The following is a 17,570-nucleotide window of genomic DNA, read 5'->3' as shown; positions in this document are numbered from 1 at the left end:
GATCCGCATTGACGAGGGCGCACCCGCCCCCCTCGATCGGGTGCCGGCCCCCTGCCGGCTGCCCGGGCCACATCGGCGCCACGGGAGAGAGAGGGGCATCCATGTCCACCCAGCGGGAGGAACCTCCCCGCCCGCGCGCGCCAGGTGGAAGACTGGGGGCATGCACGAGAGAGCTGGCACCGTCGCCCAACCGCAAGACCTCATCGACCCCCAGGCCGTCGTGGCCGCCTACTACGACCTGGAGCCCGACGTCACGAACCCGGACCAGAAGGTCGTCTTCGGGACGTCCGGCCACCGGGGTTCCTCGTTGGACGCCGCGTTCAACGAGGCCCACATCGTCGCCATCACCCAGGCCATCGTCGAGTACCGCACGGCCCAGGGATACGACGGCCCCCTCTACATCGGGCGTGACACCCACGTCCTGTCCCAGCCCGCTTGGCAGACGGCGGTGGAGGTCCTCACCGCAGCCGGGGTGGATGTGGAGATCGACTCCCGCGAGTCCTACACCCCGACCCCCGCGGTGTCCCTGGCGATCCTCAACGCCAACGGTGCCCCCGGTGAGCTGCGCACGAGCGGCCCGGGCCTGGCCGACGGCATCGTCGTCACCCCCTCCCACAACCCGCCCCGCGACGGCGGGTTCAAGTACAACCCGCCCCACGGCGGCCCCGCCGACTCCGACGCCACCGGGTGGATCGCCGCCCGCGCCAACGAGATCCTCGCCCAGGGATGGCGCGACGTGCCCCGCACGATCGGCTCCTCCCTGCTCGACCACCCCAAGGTCCACAAGTTCGACTTCCTGGCCAACTACGTCAGCCAGCTCGACTCCATCATCGACATCGACGCGATCCGAGACGCGAACATCCGCATCGGCGCCGACCCGCTGGGCGGGGCCAGCGTCGACTACTGGGCGGCGATCGCCGAGCGCTACGACCTGGACCTCACGGTGGTGAACCCCGAGGTCGACCCGACGTGGAAGTTCATGACCCTGGACTGGGACGGCAAGATCCGCATGGACTGCTCCTCGCCCTACGCGATGGCCTCGCTGCGCGGAGCCATGACGCCGGACGCCAAGGGCGAGACCCCCTATGACATTGCCACCGGCAATGACGCGGACTCCGACCGCCACGGCATCGTCACCCCCGACGGCCTCATGAACCCGAACCACTACCTGGCGGTGGCCATCGAGTACCTCTTCACACACCGGCCCGGGTGGAGCGAGAACGCGGGCGTGGGCAAGACCCTGGTGTCGTCCTCGTTGATCGACCGCGTGGTGGCCTCCATCGGGCGTCGCCTGGTGGAGGTGCCCGTCGGCTTCAAGTACTTCGTCCCCGGGCTGCTGACCGGTGAGGTCGGTTTCGGCGGCGAGGAGTCCGCCGGGGCCTCCTTCCTGCGCAAGGACGGCACCGTGTGGACCACCGACAAGGACGGCCTGATCATGGCGCTGCTGGCCAGCGAGATCCTGGCGGTCACCGGCACGTCCCCCTCGCAGCTGCACGACTCGCAGGTGGAGCGCTTCGGCGCCTCGGCCTACGCACGCATCGACGCCCCCGCGAGCAAGGAGCAGAAGGCGCGTCTCGCCCAGCTCTCCCCCGAGAACGTCACCGCCACCGAGTTGGCGGGTGAGCCGATCACCGCCAAGCTGGTGCGCGCGCCCGGCAACGACGCCCCCATCGGCGGCCTCAAGGTCGTCACCGAGGACGCCTGGTTCGCCGCACGCCCCTCGGGCACGGAGGACGTCTACAAGATCTACGCCGAGTCCTTCAAGGGTGAGGACCACCTGCACGAGGTCCAGGCCGAGGCCAAGACGGTCGTGGACGCGGCCCTGGGCTGAGCCCCGCCGCGTCGTGTGCTGGCTCCCGCGCTGGGGCTGGCGCTGGGGCCGCCCTCGTACAAGTGACGAGGGCGGCTCCGGTCCCTCAGGGACCCAGCACCGTCAGCGGGACCACCAGGACGCCGTCGTCACGCCGGTGGGCGACTCCCGTCGGCGTCATGACCACACATGCGAGCGGCGGGCGCTCGATCTTCGCCGTGACACGGAGCAGGTTGCGCGCTGCCGCATCGACCGCGCCCTCACCCAGCTTCACCTCGATGGCCAGCCAGGCCCCGTCCTGCGCCTCGACGACAGCATCGATCTCGTCGCGCCCCTTCGCGTCCCGGTAGTGGAACACCCCGCGGGCACCCATCGCCTGGGCAAACACCCGCAGGTCGTGGACCACCTGCGACTCGAACAGGAAACCCAGGGTCTCCCGCTCGACCAGCAGACGATCGCTCCCCGCGCCCAGGAGCGCCGCAGCGAGCGACGGATCCACCAAGGGCCTGGTGGGAATCTGCAGCAATGCTGTGCGCGAACGCAGTCTCGGTGACCATGCCGGCTGGTCCTCGACGAGGTAGAGGCGTTGGGCCAGCTCATGGAGCTCAGGTGCGGCGGCGGAGCCCACGCGATCAGTGGCGTACTCCTGCATCCGACGCGTGATCGCCGCGAAGGTCGCGGGTTGAGCGCTGAGCCCGGCGCGCGCGCAGGAACGTACTGAAGCGACGGGGATCACGTCGGGTGCCGCCCACGATCAGGAAGTCGTACTCCGAGATGTCCTCCACGTATGACCGCGTCTGTGCCCGAGCCGCCTCCTCGCCCCGGGCTGACCATCCCGGCCATCCGCCGACGACCAGCCTGTTGACCACCGCCGGGAAGTCGATCTGGGACTCCGGGAGGTCCTGCGGGGGTCCGTCGAAGAGTCCCCTCAATGAGACCGCTCCGGTCGCATGCCCGGTCTCGGCGAATGTCATCGTCCGCATCAGGACGTGCCGGAAGCGGCCAGCACCGGAATGTCGGAGCGGATCGCGGTCCGGGCTGGCAGAACCGGCGAGGATGAACTGCCCGGGCAGGTTCCGATCGTCCACGGCATGGCGCGCCTCGTTCCAGAGGCCCGGGACGAGCTCCCACTCGTCCAGCAGGCGCGGGGCATCCCCGGGCAGCGCGGTTGCTGGTTGTTCGCGCGCCAACAGCGCACGCGGCTCCGCGGAGTCCAGCCTCAGCTCCGATGCGGCCAGGCGTCGAGCCGACTCCGTCGTCCCTGTCGCCCGTGCCCCCTGGACGGGCAGTGCTCCGGCTGAACTCAGAGTCTCCGCCAACTCGGCATCCACGACGCGGGTCGTTAGTTCTCCACATACCGAGCCTGTGCGAACCCAGTGGATTTCTGGCGCTCCTGACGTATCTGTGGGTGTGTGTGCGCGTCGGAGTGGGTCGCACGCCGCTTCCTGCATAGGTTCTGAGCTGTTCGAAGGCAACAGGACCTGTGGTCAGGAGAAGCGGCGTGCGTGATGTCAGCATATGGCGGGTTCTGCTCGGGATCGACAAGGCGGTGATTGAGCGGGTTGAGTTCGATGAGGACGCCGGCTCGCTGATCGCGCATGTGCGGCCTCGCTCGCGTGAGCGTGGTCGCTGTGGTGTGTGTCGGCGGCGCAGCCCGGGCTACGATCCTGGTCCCGGCAGGCGCCGGTGGCGGAGCCTGGATCTGGGCTGGATCCAGGCGTTCGTGGAGGCGGAGTGTCCACGGGTGCGGTGCCGGGACCACGGCGTCGTGGTCTCCCACGTGCCCTGGGCTCGCCACGGNAAGGGCGCCCGGTACTCGTTGTGGAAGAACCCGGAGAACTTGACCGAGAACCAGCAGGTCAAGCTGGAGTGGATCGCGAAGACCGACCCGAGGCTGCATCGCGCCTACCTGCTCAAGGAGGGCTTACGTGTGGTGTTCCAGCTTCCCTACGACGCCGCCGTGGACGCGCTGGAGAAGTGGCTGAGCTGGGCGCGACGCTGCCAGATCCCCGCGTTCGTGAAACTGTCCAAGACCATCGTCAAACACCGAGACCGGATCCTCGCCGCGATCAAACACAACCTCTCCAACGGGCTCATCGAGTCCACCAACACCAAGATCCGCCTCATCACCCGCGTCGCATTCGGCTTCCACACAGCCCAGCCCCTCATCGCCATGGCCATGCTCACCCTCGGAGGCCACCGCCCCACCCTCCCAGGCCGCCAATGACCCACACAAGAGTCAGGAGCGCCGCATTTCTCCACTACATCCTGATGGACTTCTCCACCAGAGACTGAGGAGTTTCTCCATTCGCACAGTTCGGCGCCCGCTCCGCCCTCGCTGAACTGCGCTCTCGCCGAACTGGTCGACCCGTAGTACCAGGTCGTGCAGAAACTCCACGCCGTCGCCGTTCCTGCCAACGCGCGAACGCACGATCTGGTCAACCTGCACCTGCACCTGCTCCGGGACGCTGGTGCCGATCTGCCGAGCCTGCTCCACCTCTGTGTGCGCACCTTCGACTGGCGACGACAGCATGCCCGGCCGACTCTCCCGCTGCGCCCGACGGGCGGGTGGGAACGCGCCTGCGCCGATGCACGCACCGAGACCCCGATCGACGGTCAGACGCCGACACTGCTGGACATCACCGCTGCACGTGGTTGGGGACCCCCTCACCGGCCCAGCCGTGCGCCGCCAGTCCCATGCGCTGACCACCACCAAGAACGTGAGAAGTCCCGCTCCCGCCGATGCAACCTGCACCCATAGGCTGGAGAGGTGGATGCGAGGCGAGGACAGGGACCGGACGGGGCTGCGGATGGCGAGCAGTCTCCGGGCCCGTCGACGGCTCCGGGCACCACCGCACCGCTCGTGACCACCCCGCGAACGGACCCGCCCGGCTCGAACCCAACCGACTCGAACCCAACCGACTCGAACCCACCCGGCTCGGACCCACCCGGCTCGGACCCACCGCAGGCGACGACGCTGCACGCGCCCTCGCCCGGTCTCGCTCCGCTCCGCACATCTCCACTCCGCACATCTCCGCCCCGGGCGGCCCCCCGCCTCCCCGTGGGACGCCTCGCCCTGCTGCTCCTGGCCATGGTCTCCCTGCTGGCCGGCCTCAACGCCGCGCTGCTGCGCCTGGGGGCCCTGGCGCCAGTCATCTCGGCGCCACTGGCCGACGTGCACGGGGTCCTCATGATCTTCGGCTTCCTGGGCACCGCGATCTGCCTCGAGCGCGCCGTCGCCCTCCAGTCCGGCGCACCCACCAAACCCCCCGACCTCTCCGGTGCCGACAGCTCCACGTCCAGCGCCTCCGCGGCGGGCACCGCGGTGTCGGCCTCTCCCGGAGCAGGTCCGCGTCAACGATCGGTCCACGCACCGCTGTGGGCATATGTGGCACCCCTGGCCAGCGGGTTGGGCGGCGCCCTCGTACTGGCCCAGGTGGCGGCGTCCTCCCTCCTCACGGACCCGGACTCCCCGGTCGCCACCACCCTCGCCTCCCTGCTGGGCGCCTCCTCCCCTGCGATCCCCCGCCTGCTGCCCGGACTGGCCTGGTGCCTGGCCATGGCGGCGCTCTGCGCCATCTACCTGGTCGTCTGGTTCCGCCGACAGCGCTCCATCGCCCTGCTCGTGCAGCTCCTGGGGGCCGTGTGCGGTCTGGGCGGCATCGCACTGTGGACGCGCGGCCTGCCCGTCGCCCTCGTGGTGGTGTGGTGGCTGGGCTTCCTGGTGCTCACCATCGTCGGCGAGCGCCTGGAGCTGGCGCGCATCGCGTTCCTCTCCCCGGGGACGGAGCCCCGCGTGCTGGCCGAGGCCCTCGTCCTGGTGCTGGCCCTGCCGCTGACCCTGGCCGCCCCGGGATGGGGGTACACGCTGCTCGGCGCGGCCCTGGCGGCGCTGGTGGTCGATGTCGGTTGGCACGACGTCGCCCGGCGCACCGTGCGCCTGACGGGCCTGCCCCGCCTGGCGGGCGCCAGCATGCTCACCGGCTACGCGTGGGCGCTGGTCCCGGCGCTCATGTGGCTCGTCGCCGGCCCCGCCCTCTCCGGACATCCCTACGACATCGCGGTGCACTCACTGACCATCGGGTTCACCATGTCGATGGTGCTGGCCCACGCACCGATCATCGTGCCTGCCATTGCGCGCCGCCAGCTGCCCTACCACCCGGTGATGTGGGCAGTGTGGGCACTGCTGGAGATCGGCCTGCTTGTCCGCGTGGTCTCCGGGGTGCGCGCCGCCGAAGGAGCCTGGCGCCTGGGAGGCGCGCTCGGGGTGGTCGCGATGCTCACCTTCGTGGTCACGACCGTCTCCCTGATCGTGCGTGCCTCCCGCCGCGTCTCCGGGTGCGTCGCCGACGGAGACGAATGCGCCACCACCGGAACCGCCACCGGAACCGGAACCACCGCCGGCACCACCGGCAGCGACCGGTCGGGAGCGACGTCATGAACACCTCCCGTGTCGCGCGCACCGACCGCCTGACCACCGCGTGGATGCTGGTGGCCGTGGTCGTGATGGCCGTGGGGCTCGGTCTGCGCGGCGTGCTCCCCCAGCCCCTGTGGACCATGGTCCACGTCGTCACCCTGGGTGTGCTCAGCAATGCCATCCTCCAGTGGTCCTGGTACTTCGCCCGCGCCCTGCTCCACCTGCCCCCCGGGGACCGACGCTCGGGCCGGGACAATACCGTGCGCATCCTCGTGTTCAACGCCGCGCTCCTCGTGCTGGTGGCGGGGATGTGGAGTGCCACCGTGGTCGCCACGGTGGTGGGCGCGACGCTGGTCGGGCTGGTCATCGCCTGGCACGGGACCGCCCTGGTGCTGGCCGCACGGACCCGCCTGGCCAGTCGTTTCGCGGTGGTGATCCGCTACTACGTCGCGGCCGCCGCCCATCTGGTCATCGGCGCCACCGTGGCCGGACTCATCACCGTGGCCATGTTCGCGCAGGAGGCACCGAGGTGGCTCCTGGACTCCCGTGACGGACTGACGGTGGCCCATGCGCTGGTGGGGGTGGGTGGCTGGATCGGACTGACCATGGCGGGCACGCTGGTCACCCTGGGCCCGACCATGCTGCGCACCCGCATGGATCCCGCAGCGGTGCGCCTCTCCCTGGGGGCGCTGCCGATGATGGTGGTGGGCATCCTGGGGGCCGCGACCTGCGCGGTGATCGAGTGGATGCCGGGAGTGGGCATCGGCGTGCTCCTGGCGGTCGTGGCCGCAGGGGGTGGGGTGCTGGTGCCCCTGGTCCGAGCCGCCGCTGCCAAGGCCCCTGCGGCCCATCCCTCCTGGTCCACCGCCGCGGGGGTTGTCTGGCTCCTCATGGGAGCGGTCGCCGTGGGCGTCAATGCCCTCCGTGCACCCGATGCCACCGCCCTGCGAGATGCGAACCTGTCGTGGCTGCCGGTGGTGGGGGCGGGCGGCCTGCTGCAGGTGCTGGTCGGCGCACTGTCCTACCTGATGCCGGTGGTCATCGGGGGAGGTCCGTCGGTGGTGCGCACCGGGATCGCCGAGTTGGAACGAGGTTCGGTCGCGCGTCTGGTCGTGCGCAACACCGCCCTGGTCATGTTGGCGGCCACGACGGCGGCCACTGCTCTCTCCTCCCCCACCGTGACTGCCTCCTCCACACCCGCAGGAGCGATCGAGGGCGCACCCGCGGCGGCTCGCACCCTGTGGTGGGTGCTGGTGCTCGTGACCTTCGTGGCCGACATCGTGCTCTTCGCGCGTGCGGGCGTGATCCAGGCCCGCGCCGCCCGTGCAACCCTCGGTGCGCCCCCGGGGATCCCACGGCCCCGGGGTGTCCCGTTGATACCGTCGACCACGCCGACCCCGTCCCAGCCGGCTGATCCGCACCCGCACCCCGGAGACCCCGATGCATGAGCCCACCACCCCCTCCTCCCCCACGTCACCTGATGGGCGTGCACGCGACGCCGGCTCGGAAACGCCCGTGAGTCCCGGACCGAGCACCGATTCGGGCGCGGGCACGGGATCCGGCGCGGGACCCGGGTCAGGACCAGGCTCAGGGTCAGGCACGGGGCCAGGGGCAGGGGCAGGGGCAGGATCCAGGTCAGGCACGGGGTCCGGCGGGGGACCCGCACGCCGGGGCCCGCGCCCACCGGCCGGTGGCGGCGATGGGCTCTCACGTGCAGCAATGGCCGTCATGGGCGTCCTGCTGGTCGTCTCCACGACCCTGGCCGTGTGGCTGGCGGACCCGACAGGTGCGCTGCGCCCGGACACCTCCTCACCCGGGTCCACCGACGACTCCCAGTCCGCAGGTAGCACCTCTGGCAGCGTCACCCCCACCGGTGAGACCACCGAGGTCACCGTCCGGGTCGAGGGGATGGCGTTCACGCCCTCGTCGATCGAGGTGCCTGCGGGGAACCAGCTGGTCATCACCTTCGAGAACACCGGCGACCAGTACCACGACCTCGTCCTGGCCTCCGGGGCGGAGACCGGTTCGATCGCCCCGGGTGCTGCGGCCACCCTGGACGCCGGCGTCATCGGTGCCGACACCCAGGGCTGGTGCTCGCTGCCCGGTCATCGCCAGATGGGGATGACGCTGGAGATCCGGGCCGTGGGAGGCTCCGGGTCGCCCTCGTCGATGACGGGGACGGACGCCACCCAGTCGGGCGACCACGCCCATGACGGCACCTCCTCCGCGAGCGCGCAGGTGCCCAGCGCGACCCAGCTGCTGGAGCAGGCACGGACCAGCGACCCCCACCCCGCCGAGCTGCCCGCTGCGGAGGACTCCACCGAGCACCACCACACCTTCCGCGTCACCGAGCAGCAGGACACCCTGGCACCCGGCGTCACGCACACGGTGTGGACCTACAACGGGAGCGCGCCCGGCCCGGTGCTGCGCGGGAAGGTCGGGGACACCTTCCACATCACCCTGGTCAACGATGGGTCGATGGGCCACTCCATCGACTTCCACGCCGGGGACGTCGCACCCGACGAGCCCATGCGCACCATCGACCCGGGGCAGAGCCTGGAGTACACGTTCACGGCGAAGCGCTCGGGGGTGTGGATGTACCACTGCTCGACGGCACCGATGTCCATGCACATCGTCAACGGCATGTACGGCGCCGTGGTCATCGAGCCCGACGACCTGGCGCCCGCGGACAGGGAGTACGTCCTCGTCCAGGGCGAGCAGTACCTGGGGGCCGAGGGTGACGTCGCCGACGCCACGAGGATTGCGGGCCTCGTGCCCGACATCATGACCTTCAACGGGCGCGCCTTCCAGTACGACGCGCATCCGCTGCCCGCCCGGGTCGGGGAGAAGGTGCGGGTGTGGGTGCTCGACGCAGGACCGAACCAGCCCCTGGCCTTCCACGTGGTCGGCGCACAGTTCGACACGGTGTGGAGCGAGGGCCACGCCTCGGTCTCCGGTGGCACCTCCACCGACGGCGTCACCCGCGGAGAGACGGGCGCCCAGGTGCTGCCACTGCTGCCCGCCCAGGGTGGCTTCGTCGAGTTCACCGCCCACGAGCCGGGCCGCTACGCCTTCGTCAACCACGCCATGAGCCTGGCGGAGAAGGGCGCACACGGGTTCTTCGAGGTCACGCAGTAGCGGACGCGGGCCCACACTCGCCCCCTGGACGAGGCCCGGGCCGAGTATCCGGGCACCCGGGGTCCCGAGCACCCGAGCACCCGAGCACCCGGAACAGAACCACGACCAAGCGACCACTCGACCCGGTGGGACCGGAGTGGGTCGGAACCCCTGTCGGGGAGATCGGTCGGGGATCGCGGTGCCGAGGCCGTGGAGCCTGGGCCGGTGCGCGGCTGCGGTCATCCAGCAGCATGAGGGCCAGGACCAGGAACGGGACGGGGGCTGTGGCTGGGAACGGGGAGACAGCTGTGGCTGCGGCTGTGCCTGTGCCCGCGGCAGTGTCGGCGCAGGGGTCAGGACCGGGGACGAGGTCAGGACCTCGCGCGCAGATCGGAGGAATCCGTTTTGGTACGGGTTGTTGGTATTGGGCAAGGGTTACTGCGTTCGGGACAGGGATATATCCCGTGCCCAATCGCAGTAAGACGTACCCAAAGCCGGTAAGGCATGCCAGAACGCAACAACCCCACCCAGAAAAACCCCGAGCAGAGAACAGCGCAGCCCGCCGAGCACGGCACACGGATCGGGGGACGAGGAACGCCATACACGGATCACGAGACACGGTTCCGGCCACCAAGATCGCCACGGCCACGGGCACACATCACGGAAGACGGATGTCGCCGACCTCCAGGAGACGTGCGACGTAGCGGGCCACGACGTCGATCTCGATGTTGACGGGGTCCCCGGGCTGCAGGTCCCCGAGGTTCGTGGCCCGCAGGGTCTCGGGAAATGGGGTATCCATCTTGTGAACGAGGCGTTGGCGTGGCCCGGTGGTGTTGTTCACAGCTGTTGGCTCTCCATGGTCTGTCTGTGTGTCCTGTGTCGAGGGAGCCTGGTGAGGATCGTGGGCCGTGCACTCCGCGTGGCTGGTCGACTTTCGATTTCGGGTCACGGACAAGTTGGCGGTAGGTGACAGGCTCTGACGCGACGGCGCGTTCGAGGAGTCGCCTGAACACCAGTCCGCGGTGATGACTGTGTCGCCTGTTGAACCGGAAGATGAACTCGTCGAGGTACTCCTGGAGGTGGCCGGTCCCAGCACACCCCTGGTAGGTGCCCTCGATCATGCGCTTGGCGAGTGAGAAGATCCGGTGCACTGCAGGCAGGACCACGCGATCCCGCTACATCAGGTGTCCGAGAAAACAGGGTAGGCCCAGCGTCCCTGGTGCGGGAGCCGGATGCAGGGATCGACGATGGTGATGTCCGTGGCGCCGTGCAAATAGGGCATGAGCAGCGTCTCGTACGAGACTCCACGCTGGTTCTCCTGGAACTCCCGGTGCCCTTCGAACAGGGGCGCCGCCACCTCGGGAGCAACTGGAGCCGCAACTGCGACCTCTGCTTGCGCGGACCCACGCTCCTCCGCCGACGCCTCTACTTCGCCCTCGGCCTCGGGGCGGCGAGCCTGGTAGTAGTCGGGGTACTCGTCCTCCTCAAGCGTGGTGACGCCACGCCAGGTGCCCGACTTGTCGGAGTAGCCGAAGTTGACGGCGGCCATTGTGGTGTCGATCCGAAGAATCTGGTCCTTGACGCGCTTGCGTCCTTCGACGGCGAAGCGCAGCAGTTCCTCGATCTCCTCTTGCGTGGCCTCGCCGCCCGGGTAGATGAGCTTCATCAGGCCAGAGAAGGTCTTGTGGATGCCGTCGCGGTCCCGAGTGGAGATGTCGGAGCCGAGCGTGAAGTGCTGCTGGTAGCGGTCGGAGTAGTCGATGTTGCGCAGTGGCCTACATCGCTGCCTTCGACGCGTCTCGGATGCATCCTGACGGTACCGGGCTATCGGGGTGTGGCGACGTGTTCGAGTGCATCAATGTCGAGGATGGAGACGTCTCGGCGTCCGTGGAGTTCGATGATGCCGGAGGTGGAGAGCGCGGCGAGGCGTCGGCTCAGGGTTTCGGGCGTGGTTCCGAGGTAGGCGGCGATGTCTTGTTTCGCCATCGGCAGCCTCACCGTGGGTACGCCTGCTCGCATGCTGCCGGGCAGATCTAGCAGGTAGGCCGCCACGCGGGCGTTGACGTCGCTGGAGGTGACGGCGCCCAGCAGTCGCTCGACTGAGGAGAGCCGGTCGGAGAGTGTCCGCAGCATCCGCTGACTGATGTCGGGGTAGTCGCGGAGCAGGGCCGAGAGGTCGGCGTGGTCGAAGACGCACATCCGACTGTCTTCTAGCGCGACGACGAGGTCGACCGGGCGGTGGCCCGTCAGGAAGGCCCGTTCTCCCACGACATCACCGTCTGTCACCGTTCGCAGAATCTGTTCCTGACCATTGGCCGCCGTGTGGCTGACCTTGAGCTGTCCGCTGTGCATCACCAGCAGACGCGACACCGACTGTCCGGGGGAACAAACAATATCCCCCTTGTGGACGCACACCGGGCGAACGAAGTCGGCGACGTGCAGCTGCTCCTGGCGCGTCAGTCCTTGGAAGATCGGTACGCGAGCTACGCACAGGTCATCCTCAGACATGCTTCAAGCCTACCGGAATCGGCGCGGGCGCCACCGTCCCCAGATGCCCCAGGGGGCGCCTCGTACGGTGCCGTCCGGACTTGACCTGGGTCAAGGAGTTCGCAGTGGCGCGAACCTATCGTGAAGGTGTCAATACGGAACACCACCAAGAAAGGGATTCTCACAATGACTACCTCCACCGCCACCCACACCCTTTTGAGGGCCGAGGGATTCTCCTGCCCGTCCTGCGTGGCGAAGATCGAAAAGCAGGTCGGCCGCCTCAAGGGTGTCGAGAACGTGAAGGTCCATTTCGCCTCATCCCGCATCGAGATCGACCACGACGCCGAGCGCGTCTCCGTGGATGACCTCGTGACTGCCGTGGCGAAGGCCGGCTATAAGGCCACTCCTTCAGCCTTCTGAGGCACGCGGGCCCCTGTGGGGTCGCACATTTTTCGCTCATACCCGATCTGCCGGTCCGCTGGCACTCATCGCAGAAAGGTCGTACCCGAAAGTGAACAGGCTCCAGAAATGGGTCTATGGGAACTGGTCGGTCCCCGTCGTGTCCGGCGTACTCATCATCATCTCCTTCGCCGTTCAACGGCTGGCCGAGGGTGCGGCCAACCTCACCATCAGCCCCCAGTGGTGGCTCGATGCCGGCGCCCACGCCACCCATGCCACCGCGGTCTTCACCCTCGCGGATGCCTTCATGGTCGCCGCCGCCGTGGTCGCCGGCTACGGGATCGTGATCAAGGCGGTTCGCGCGCTGATCGCCAAGGTCATCGGCATCGACCTGCTGGTGTCGGTGGCGGCCATCGGCGCGGTCATCATCGGCAACTTCTGGGAGGCCGCGGCGGTCACGTTCCTATTCGCCATCGGACACGCTCTGGAAGCGGCGACCCTGAACAGGACCCGCTCGGCCCTGGCCGAGCTGGTCGCCGTCGCCCCGGATTCCGCCGTCGTTGTGCGCGATGGTGAACAACAGGAGATCCCTGCCGGACAGGTGAGAATGGGCGAGATCGTCCTGGTCAAGAACGGCTCGAAGGTCCCCGTGGACGGCCAGGTCGTCTCCGGCTCCGGCGCCATCGATGAGGCCTCCATCACCGGCGAATCGATCCCGGTGGAGAGATCCAAAGGTGACCAGGTGTTCGCCGGCACTGTCTCCCGCGGCGGCTTCCTGCAAGTGCGGGCCACCGGCATCGGCGCGGATACCACCCTGGCCCGCATCATCCACCGGGTGGAGGAGGCCCAGGACGCCAAGGCCCGCACCCAGGCCTTCATGGACCGCTTCTCCCGCTGGTACACCCCCGCCGTCATGGTGCTGGCACTGGCGGCCGGACTGATCGCTGGTGATGTGGTCCTGGCGTTGACCCTGCTGGTCATCGGCTGCCCCGGCGCCCTGGTGATCTCCATTCCGGTCGCGATCGTGGCAGGCATCGGCCGGGCTGCCCGTAATGGCATCCTGATCAAGGGCGGCGAGTTCCTGGAGACCTCGGCCAAGATCTCGGCGGTCGCCGTGGACAAGACCGGCACCCTCACCGAGGGCCAACCTGTCCTCACCGATGTCGTGGTCCTGGATTCGGCACGGGACCGTGCCGACGTGCTGCGCTGGGCCGCGGCCGCCGAGGCTGGTTCGGAGCACCCGCTGGCCCGTCCCATCCTTCAGACGGCGCGCGATGAGGGGGTGGCCCCCGAGGGGGTCCCCGGCACCGTCACCCCGGTCCCCGGTAAGGGCATCGTGTCCGACGTTGCCGGCCAACGGGTGCTCATCGGCAACCCGCCGCTGCTGGACCAGTACGGCGTTCCCGACGACGGCAGCGCCGCTCGGGCGGCGGAAACGCTGGCCTCCGATGGAAAGACGCCGATGATCGTGGCCGTCGACGACCAGGTGATCGGCGTCGTCGCCGTGGCCGATCAGATCCGGCAGGACGCCGCCGAGATGGTCGCCCGGCTCCACCGAGCCGGGGTCGAGAAGGTGGTCATGCTCACCGGTGACACCCGACTGGTGGCCGAAGCCGTCGGGAAGGCCACCGGGATCGACGAGATCCACGCCTCCCTGCTCCCCGAAGACAAGCTGGACGTGGTCGCACAGTTGCAACGCCAGGGCCACACGATTGCCATGGTCGGGGACGGTGTCAACGACGCCCCCGCTTTGGCCACCGCGAACATCGGCGTGGCAATGGGCGCGGCCGGTTCAGCCGTGGCCGTGGAGACCGCGGACATCGCCCTGATGGGCGACAACCTGCTCAAACTGCCCGAAGCCATCGGTCTGGCCAAGCGGACCGTGTCCGTGATGCGGCAGAACATCGCGATCGCCCTGATCACCGTGGTGCTGCTGCTGGCCGGTGTTTTCACCGGCGGGGTGACCATGTCCGTCGGCATGCTCGTCCACGAAGCCTCCGTACTGGTCGTCATCATCAACGCAATGCGACTGCTACGGAAGAGCCGCGGTTCGACCACGACGCCACCGGCCGAGAGGACCACGGAGAAAGGGGCACAGCAGGTAACCGCCTGACATCCAAATCCGCACCGGGGCCCTGGGGCCCGCACGCCTCCGGATCATCCCGAGGACGGATAAGCACGAAAACTCAGACAGCGAGATAGAGACAGCCATACAGGAAGCAGAGGAGATCAGCCATGACCGAGAAGAACTTCACCCTTGGAGACAACGTCGAGCACTTTACTATTGCGGACGTCGCCCGGGACAATCCGGACTTCCGGAAGGTGCTGTGGACCGGCGAACACGCCCAGATCGTCGTCATGACGATTCCGCCCGGTGGTGAGATCGGGGACGAGGTCCACGAACACACCGACCAGATCCTGACCTTTGTCTCCGGTATCGGCGAGGCGGACCTCAACGGTCACACCCACCCCATCGAGGCAGGCGACCAGTGCGCGGTTCCTGCCGGCGCCCAACATAACTTCCGCAACACCGGCGAGGAGTCGCTGGTGCTCCACACCGTCTACAGCCCGCCGGAACACGCCGCCGGTGTCGCCTTCGCCACAAAGGGCGAAGCCGACGCTGCCGAGGCCGCCGGCCGAGACGAACCGCCGCGGCACTGAACAACACCGTTCTGGCGAACCCACTGGGACGCCGAATCGAAACCACTGAGAAGGAGATCCCATGTCCAAGGTCTATGTGTTCAACGACTACGGCGGGCCCGAGACCCAGCAGCTGATCGACCGGCCTGTTCCCGTGCCCGGGCCCGCAGAGCTGGCCATCGAGGTACGGGCCGCCGGAGTGAACCCAGCCGACTGGAAGATCCGCGAGGGCCAGCTGGGCCATCACTGGAGCCTGCCGGCACCGATGGGACGCGAGGCCGCCGGCGTGATCACCCAGCTCGGCGACGGGATCGAGGAATTCACCGTGGGCGACGAAGTGCTCGGTCTGGTGGCACCCGGACACGGTGGGCTGGCCGAACACACACTGTTGCGCGCCGCCACGACCGTGGCCAAGCCCGAGGAGATCTCCTTCACCGACGCCGCCACCATCCCGGTGGCCGCGGCCACGGCCTATGACGCCACACACCAGATCGAACTCGAACCGGGCCAGACAATGCTGCTGCTGGGCGCGGGCGGTGGGGTGGGACTGATGGCCGCACAGATCGGCCGGGTGCACGAGTTCAGGGTCATCGGTGTGGCCAGCTCAGCTAAGCGGAGCCTGGTCGAGTCCACCGGTGCCATCTTCGTCGAATCCGGTCCGAACCTGCCCGAACGGGTGCATCAGATCGCCCCCGACGGGGCAGATCTGATTGTCGACCTCGTCGGTGGGGATGCGCTGCGCGCCGTCGCGGACCTGGTGCCCGACCGGACCCGGATCATCTCAGCGGCTGATCCGGACACCGCCGCCGAGCTGGGCGGCCTGGCCCTGGCACGCACGAGTGAGGCCATGGGGAAGATCACCGAGGTGATCCAATACGGGCTGGTCGATCCGCACGTGGACGCCCAGTTCGGCCTGGATGAAGCAGGTCAGGCGATTGCCGCAGTCGAGACCAGACATGCGGCCGGAAAGATCGTCGTGGTGCCCTGAGGCGAGCCCACCGAGGCCGGACGGGGCGCGGTGAGCATGCGTTTTTCATTCGGGGCGGGCACGCTCCACTGCATTGCTCCTGAACAGGGGCTCAGCTCGACGTGCCCGGATGAGCCGAGAGGGTGGGGAGGGTCCCGATGTCGATCGTACCGCGATATGTGCTGGAGACGCGCGCTCCGCAGCCGCGTGCGGGTGCATGTGTCGGCATCAGTGCGGTCACCGCTGGCGGCGTTGCTTCCATCACCTTCGGCACGGTCGTACTCGCTGCTGTACTGCTCTGTGGATGCAGCCAGCAAGGCGCACGTCTGCTGGACGTGCATGGACCGGGCGACGCCTCGGCTCCGGGTCATCCACAGACCGTCGCAACGACGGGCGACGGCGACCCGAACGGTGCGGGCGCGTGACGGCATGCCCGTCGGACGTTTCTCCCCGGTGCTTGCCCGCACACGCTCCATCCATGCTCCGATTTCCCCCATCGCCTACGACTGCGTCAAGTTGATCTTTGTGCGTTCGGGCTCCGCGGTCCTGCTCAGCGAGTTCGGTGAGAAGCCGGTCGCCGTCGGCGATGTCGTGGCGTTGGGGGCAAACACTCTGTGCGGGAGCGAGCCCGAGGGCTGGGTCACGGTCACCACGCTGTACCTGGATCGTGACTACGTCATTGATCAGGTGTTCTGGCAGCACGCAGCGTTGCTGGCCGATCGGTGGGATGCCCAGGGCTTCGCCGACGAGCTGTACTCCGAGCCTGCACAAATATTGCTCCTGGGTGAGGACCGCGTGGGGATGCTGATGCCCTGGCTGGACGAGATGGTCGCGCTCAGTATCGACGGACCCGCAGCGGAGAGTTTCTACCGGCTCCAGGCGCTGCTGTTCGCGGTGCTGGATGTGATCGCCCCTTTCGTCAAGACGACTCCGGTACGACGGACACACTCCCAACGGTTGGCAACGTGGCCCGGCTTGCCCCACCACCGCCGGTTCGCGCCCTTGCGCGCCGAAGCCCGCGAGGCCGCTGGACTCCTTCGCACCGCGACAGCACGTCGATGGACACTGCCCGAGCTTGCCAAGGCAGTGCATCTCTCGCCGTCCCAGCTGGGCCGGGTCTTCGTCGACGCCTACGGGAAAACACCGATGACGTACCTGGCGACATTGCGCGCCCAGGAGTTGGCGCGTCTGCTGCGTGAGACCAATCTGCCGATCGAGGTCGCGATGCGTGAGGTCGGGTGGCACAGCCGCGGTCACGCCGCGCGACTATTCCGCCAGTGTGTCGGAGCAAGCCCGACGCGCTACCGCCAGCTCGTCCGGCAGAAGGCCGCCAGCTGACGACTCGGTGCACATAGGAGCATCTGCGATACGGGAATCCGCATCATCACCCGATCCGGCGCGTTCTTCGCCTGACGGGCTGGTAGTCCGGTAGATCTCGTCGGTTCCACCGCCGCTCCCGACCGGTCGCATCCTCGTCCGTTTCGTGGCATTGGTGGCTCTTCGTCATTCAGCGTGGTTTGGTTGTCCTTGCTTGACGAGTTTCGGGGGTTGGCGGTAGGGGCGTTGTCCGGAGGCTGAGGCGAGGATCCGCAGGCGGTAGTTCTCGAAGTTGCGGAAGCCGCGGGCGATGCGTCGGGTGGTCTCGATGACGTTGTTGATGGCCTCGGTGGGGCCCGCGTTCGAGCGGTCGGTGTGCCAATAGGCCAGGATCTCCCTCTTCCAGGACTTCAAGG

Annotated in this window: 17 protein-coding genes and 1 pseudogene; 11 read left to right on the top strand and 7 right to left on the bottom strand. The window is 68.4% G+C overall.

What is annotated here, in order from left to right; all coding sequences use genetic code 11:
* Nucleotides 1–160: 160 nt before the first annotated feature.
* Nucleotides 161–1,831 (top strand): phosphoglucomutase (alpha-D-glucose-1,6-bisphosphate-dependent), encoded by a 1,671-nt coding sequence (pgm, locus tag BQ9890_RS12995; protein WP_075892060.1) that lies wholly within the window; start codon nucleotides 161–163, stop codon nucleotides 1,829–1,831.
* Between the two features lie 85 nt (nucleotides 1,832–1,916).
* Here the strand turns inward: pgm and BQ9890_RS16495 are convergent, their stop codons facing one another.
* Both BQ9890_RS16495 and BQ9890_RS16490 read right to left on the bottom strand, forming a co-directional pair.
* Nucleotides 1,917–2,462 carry a DUF4143 domain-containing protein gene (locus BQ9890_RS16495; RefSeq protein ID WP_230297951.1) on the bottom strand — a complete coding sequence of 182 codons (546 nt, stop codon included), beginning with the start codon at nucleotides 2,460–2,462 and terminating at the stop codon, nucleotides 1,917–1,919.
* Entirely contained in the window at nucleotides 2,443–3,129 is a 687-nt protein-coding gene (locus BQ9890_RS16490; protein WP_230297950.1) for an AAA family ATPase, read from the bottom strand. The genes BQ9890_RS16495 and BQ9890_RS16490 overlap by 20 nt, the downstream gene beginning before the upstream one ends.
* Before the next feature lie 182 nt (nucleotides 3,130–3,311).
* Here BQ9890_RS16490 and BQ9890_RS12985 point away from each other — a divergent pair, with 182 nt between their 5' ends.
* The 4 genes from BQ9890_RS12985 (at nucleotide 3,312) to BQ9890_RS12970 (ending at nucleotide 9,365) form a co-directional block, all read left to right on the top strand.
* Nucleotides 3,312–4,037, top strand: a complete 726-nt coding sequence (locus BQ9890_RS12985) for a transposase (protein WP_075892058.1) — start codon at nucleotides 3,312–3,314, stop codon at nucleotides 4,035–4,037.
* An 834-nt stretch (nucleotides 4,038–4,871) separates the two neighbouring features.
* Nucleotides 4,872–6,251, top strand: coding sequence for a hypothetical protein (locus tag BQ9890_RS12980; RefSeq protein WP_075892056.1), 1,380 nt, complete (start codon nucleotides 4,872–4,874; stop codon nucleotides 6,249–6,251).
* On the top strand, nucleotides 6,248–7,675 hold the full coding sequence (locus BQ9890_RS12975) for a hypothetical protein (RefSeq protein WP_230297949.1): 1,428 nt from the start codon (nucleotides 6,248–6,250) through the stop codon (nucleotides 7,673–7,675). The genes BQ9890_RS12980 and BQ9890_RS12975 overlap by 4 nt, the downstream gene beginning before the upstream one ends.
* Before the next feature lie 271 nt (nucleotides 7,676–7,946).
* Nucleotides 7,947–9,365, top strand: a complete 1,419-nt coding sequence (locus BQ9890_RS12970; RefSeq protein ID WP_075892052.1) for a multicopper oxidase domain-containing protein — start codon at nucleotides 7,947–7,949, stop codon at nucleotides 9,363–9,365.
* A 637-nt stretch (nucleotides 9,366–10,002) separates the two neighbouring features.
* Here the strand turns inward: BQ9890_RS12970 and BQ9890_RS14975 are convergent.
* From BQ9890_RS14975 to BQ9890_RS12955, 4 genes and pseudogenes are all read right to left on the bottom strand, one after another.
* The gene (locus BQ9890_RS14975) at nucleotides 10,003–10,143 is read right to left on the bottom strand and encodes a hypothetical protein (protein ID WP_143226354.1); all 141 of its coding nucleotides are present in this window, start codon (nucleotides 10,141–10,143) and stop codon (nucleotides 10,003–10,005) included.
* A gap of 49 nt (nucleotides 10,144–10,192) precedes the next feature.
* Nucleotides 10,193–10,504: pseudogene (locus BQ9890_RS16485) on the bottom strand (transposase); the annotation flags it as partial.
* A 20-nt stretch (nucleotides 10,505–10,524) separates the two neighbouring features.
* Nucleotides 10,525–11,115 carry a BREX system Lon protease-like protein BrxL gene (locus BQ9890_RS14970; protein WP_268258660.1) on the bottom strand — a complete coding sequence of 197 codons (591 nt, stop codon included), beginning with the start codon at nucleotides 11,113–11,115 and terminating at the stop codon, nucleotides 10,525–10,527.
* 53 nt (nucleotides 11,116–11,168) lie between these two features.
* Nucleotides 11,169–11,852, bottom strand: coding sequence for a Crp/Fnr family transcriptional regulator (locus tag BQ9890_RS12955; protein ID WP_075891835.1), 684 nt, complete (start codon nucleotides 11,850–11,852; stop codon nucleotides 11,169–11,171).
* A gap of 165 nt (nucleotides 11,853–12,017) precedes the next feature.
* Between BQ9890_RS12955 and BQ9890_RS12950 the strand changes: the two genes are divergently transcribed.
* From BQ9890_RS12950 to BQ9890_RS12930, 6 genes are all read left to right on the top strand, one after another.
* A complete protein-coding gene (locus BQ9890_RS12950; RefSeq protein WP_005053944.1) occupies nucleotides 12,018–12,251 on the top strand; it encodes a heavy-metal-associated domain-containing protein in 234 nt (77 codons plus the stop codon).
* A 91-nt stretch (nucleotides 12,252–12,342) separates the two neighbouring features.
* Nucleotides 12,343–14,343 carry a heavy metal translocating P-type ATPase gene (locus BQ9890_RS12945; RefSeq protein WP_075892048.1) on the top strand — a complete coding sequence of 667 codons (2,001 nt, stop codon included), beginning with the start codon at nucleotides 12,343–12,345 and terminating at the stop codon, nucleotides 14,341–14,343.
* Nucleotides 14,344–14,465: 122 nt separating this feature from the next.
* Nucleotides 14,466–14,891 carry a cupin domain-containing protein gene (locus tag BQ9890_RS12940; protein WP_075892046.1) on the top strand — a complete coding sequence of 142 codons (426 nt, stop codon included), beginning with the start codon at nucleotides 14,466–14,468 and terminating at the stop codon, nucleotides 14,889–14,891.
* A gap of 61 nt (nucleotides 14,892–14,952) precedes the next feature.
* Complete coding sequence (locus BQ9890_RS12935) at nucleotides 14,953–15,858, top strand: NADP-dependent oxidoreductase (RefSeq protein WP_075892044.1); 906 nt, start codon at nucleotides 14,953–14,955, stop codon at nucleotides 15,856–15,858.
* A 137-nt stretch (nucleotides 15,859–15,995) separates the two neighbouring features.
* Nucleotides 15,996–16,262, top strand: coding sequence for a hypothetical protein (locus BQ9890_RS15545; RefSeq protein WP_143226353.1), 267 nt, complete (start codon nucleotides 15,996–15,998; stop codon nucleotides 16,260–16,262).
* A gap of 4 nt (nucleotides 16,263–16,266) precedes the next feature.
* On the top strand, nucleotides 16,267–17,175 hold the full coding sequence (locus BQ9890_RS12930) for a helix-turn-helix transcriptional regulator (RefSeq protein WP_075892042.1): 909 nt from the start codon (nucleotides 16,267–16,269) through the stop codon (nucleotides 17,173–17,175).
* 165 nt (nucleotides 17,176–17,340) lie between these two features.
* Here BQ9890_RS12930 and BQ9890_RS16625 read toward each other — a convergent pair whose 3' ends face one another.
* Complete coding sequence (locus BQ9890_RS16625; RefSeq protein WP_268258648.1) at nucleotides 17,341–17,568, bottom strand: transposase; 228 nt, start codon at nucleotides 17,566–17,568, stop codon at nucleotides 17,341–17,343.
* Between the last annotated feature and the right edge of the window lie 2 nt (nucleotides 17,569–17,570).

It is taken from the genome of Actinomyces provencensis, from assembly GCF_900155435.1.
Lineage (GTDB): Bacteria > Actinomycetota > Actinomycetes > Actinomycetales > Actinomycetaceae > Pauljensenia > Pauljensenia provencensis.
Note: the sequence above shows the minus strand (reverse complement) of the source record. Positions and strands in the feature narration are given on the sequence as shown.

What these genes read in the sequence shown, in the direction of transcription:
- BQ9890_RS14975 (WP_143226354.1), bottom strand. Translation starts at nt 10,143, where the DNA reads ATGGATACCCCATTTCCCGAGACCCTGCGGGCCACGAACCTCGGGGAC.
- BQ9890_RS12930 (WP_075892042.1), top strand. Translation starts at nt 16,267, where the DNA reads ATGCCCGTCGGACGTTTCTCCCCGGTGCTTGCCCGCACACGCTCCATC.
- BQ9890_RS12970 (WP_075892052.1), top strand. Translation starts at nt 7,947, where the DNA reads ATGGCCGTCATGGGCGTCCTGCTGGTCGTCTCCACGACCCTGGCCGTG.
- BQ9890_RS12935 (WP_075892044.1), top strand. Translation starts at nt 14,953, where the DNA reads ATGTCCAAGGTCTATGTGTTCAACGACTACGGCGGGCCCGAGACCCAG.
- BQ9890_RS16495 (WP_230297951.1), bottom strand. Translation starts at nt 2,462, where the DNA reads ATGCAGGAGTACGCCACTGATCGCGTGGGCTCCGCCGCCGCACCTGAG.
- pgm (WP_075892060.1), top strand. Translation starts at nt 161, where the DNA reads ATGCACGAGAGAGCTGGCACCGTCGCCCAACCGCAAGACCTCATCGAC.
- BQ9890_RS12975 (WP_230297949.1), top strand. Translation starts at nt 6,248, where the DNA reads ATGAACACCTCCCGTGTCGCGCGCACCGACCGCCTGACCACCGCGTGG.
- BQ9890_RS15545 (WP_143226353.1), top strand. Translation starts at nt 15,996, where the DNA reads ATGTCGATCGTACCGCGATATGTGCTGGAGACGCGCGCTCCGCAGCCG.
- BQ9890_RS12940 (WP_075892046.1), top strand. Translation starts at nt 14,466, where the DNA reads ATGACCGAGAAGAACTTCACCCTTGGAGACAACGTCGAGCACTTTACT.
- BQ9890_RS12955 (WP_075891835.1), bottom strand. Translation starts at nt 11,852, where the DNA reads ATGTCTGAGGATGACCTGTGCGTAGCTCGCGTACCGATCTTCCAAGGA.
- BQ9890_RS12950 (WP_005053944.1), top strand. Translation starts at nt 12,018, where the DNA reads ATGACTACCTCCACCGCCACCCACACCCTTTTGAGGGCCGAGGGATTC.